Origin of the sequence: Amycolatopsis sp. SID8362 (assembly GCF_010550475.1) — a bacterium.
GTDB classification, from domain to species: Bacteria; Actinomycetota; Actinomycetes; order Mycobacteriales; family Pseudonocardiaceae; genus Amycolatopsis; species Amycolatopsis eburnea.
Genome location: NZ_JAAGNB010000263.1, coordinates 1 through 2275, shown reverse-complemented (window position 1 = coordinate 2275; position 2275 = coordinate 1). Strand labels below are relative to the sequence as shown.

Annotated in this window: 2 protein-coding genes; both read left to right on the top strand. The window is 74.7% G+C overall.

Annotation, left to right across the window (positions count from 1 at the left end):
- Positions 1 to 724, top strand: a 724-nt coding sequence (locus G3I65_RS08920) for an NAD(P)/FAD-dependent oxidoreductase (protein WP_160695670.1), incomplete at its 5' end; no start/stop codon positions are given.
- A gap of 29 nt (positions 725 to 753) precedes the next feature.
- Positions 754 to 2275, top strand: a 1522-nt coding sequence (locus tag G3I65_RS08915) for an acetyl/propionyl/methylcrotonyl-CoA carboxylase subunit alpha (protein WP_160695669.1), incomplete at its 3' end; no start/stop codon positions are given.

The window sequence follows — 2275 nt, the reverse complement described above, 5'->3', positions numbered from 1 at the left end:
CGCCCGGAAACGGGGGCTGCCCGTCACGGTGGTCGAGGCGGCGCCGTCCCCGCTGGCCCGGGCGATCGGCGAGCCGGCGGGCTCGGCCTGCGCCGCGTTGCACGCCGCCAACGGAACGGTCCTGCGTTGCGGCGTCTCGGTGACCGGCCTCGAGGGTGCCGGCCGGGTCGAGCGGGTGCTGCTCTCCGACGGCACCGTCCTGCCCGCCGACCTGGTGGTGGTCGGCGTCGGCGCGGAGCCGGCCACCGGCTGGCTGGCCGGGTCCGGTCTCGCGGTTCAGGACGGCGTGGTCTGCGACCGGACGCTCGCCGCCAGTGCCGCGGGCGTCTACGCGGCCGGGGACGTCGCCCGCTGGTGGAATCCCCTCTTCGGCCGGTCCATGCGGCTGGAGCACTGGACGAGCGCGGCGGAGCAGGGCGTCGTCGCGGCGCGCAACGCCGTGTCCCGCGGGGTCGCCGAGCCGCACGAGACGGTCCCGTACTTCTGGTCGGACTGGTACGGCACCCGGATCCAGTTCGTCGGTGTGCCCGAAGGCGACCAGGTCGAGTCGTTCGGCGACGGCGACCGGTTCGTGACGCTCTACCGCGACGGTGACCGGCTGGCCGGCGCACTCGCCGTCAACCGGCCGTCGCTGACCATGAAGTACCGCGCACTGATCAGGAGGCGGGCCGGCTGGGCCGAGGCACTGGGGCTCGTGGCGCGGGGACGCGCCGCCGCCCGCTGAACCGCCGCCGCAGGAGAGGGGAGACACGCGTGCGCAAGGTTCTCATCGCCAACCGCGGCGAAATCGCGGTCCGGATCGCGCGAGCCTGCGCGGACAGCGGGCTGGCCAGCGTCGCCGTCTACGCCGAGCAGGACCTGGACGCCCGGCACGTGCGGGTGGCCGACGAGGCACACGCGCTGGGTGGCCGGACGGCGGCCGAGAGCTACCTCGACGCCGGCAAGCTGCTGAAGGCCGCCAAGGACTCCGGCGCGGACGCGGTGCACCCGGGATACGGGTTCCTGTCGGAAAAAGCGGACTTCGCGCAGGCGGTGCTCGACGCGGGTCTGGTGTGGATCGGGCCGCCGCCCGCCGTCATCGCCGCGCTGGGCGACAAGGTCCGGGCGCGGCAGGTCGCCGAGCGGGCCGGTGCCCCGCTCGCCGCCGGGACGGCCGGACCCGTCACCGGCGCCGCGCAGGTGGTGGCCTTCGCCCGCGAACACGGCTTGCCGATCGTGATCAAGGCCGCGCTCGGCGGCGGCGGCCGGGGGCTCAAGGTCGCCCGCACCCTCGAGGAAATCCCCGAGCGGTACGAATCGGCGGTCCGCGAGGCGGTCCGCGTCTTCGGCCGGGCAGAGTGCTTCGTCGAGCGGTACCTGGAAAACCAGCGGCACGTCGAGACCCAGTGCCTGGCCGACGCGCACGGCACCGTCGTGGTCGTGTCCACTCGCGACTGTTCGCTCCAGCGCCGGCACCAGAAGCTGGTGGAGGAGGCGCCGGCGCCGTTTCTCTCCGCCGCCCAGGAGGATCTGCTGCGGTCGGCTTCCAAGGCGATCCTGCGCGCGGCCGGGTACGTCGGCGCCGGCACGTGCGAGTTCCTGGTCGGCCGAGACGGGGAGATCTCCTTCCTGGAGGTCAACACCCGGCTGCAGGTCGAGCACCCGGTGACGGAGGAGATCACCGGCATCGACCTGGTCCGGGAAATGTTCCGGATCGCCGACGGCGAGCCGCTCGGCTACGACGATCCCGAACCCCGTGGCCACGCCATCGAATTCCGGATCAACGCCGAGGACGTGGCCCAGGACTTCCTGCCGGCGGCGGGCGTGCTCACCGGCTGGCGCCCGCCGTCGGGTCCCGGCGTGCGGCTCGACTCCGGCTACGGCCGCGGCGACACCGTGCCCCAGGAGTTCGATTCCCTGCTCGCCAAGCTGGTCGTCACCGGAGCGACCCGGCGGCAGGCTCTCGAACGCGCCCGCCGCGCGCTGGCGGAGTTCGAGGTGACGGGCGTGCCCACCGTGCTGCCCTTCCACCGGGCGCTCGTCGGCGACCCCGCGTTCGCCGGCGCGCCCTTCGCGGTGCACACCCGCTGGATCGAGACCGGCTTCGCGCACGACATCCCGCCGTACGACGGGGAAATCGCGGCGGCGCCCGCCGTCGAGCGGGAGACGATCACCGTCGAGGTCGGCGGCACCCGCGTGGAGGTGCGGCTGCCCGGCGGGTTCGGCCCCGCTGCCGGGGACCAGCCGGTGCCGAGCACGGGGCCGAGACGGGCCGTCCGGCGCCCGGGCGCGGCGG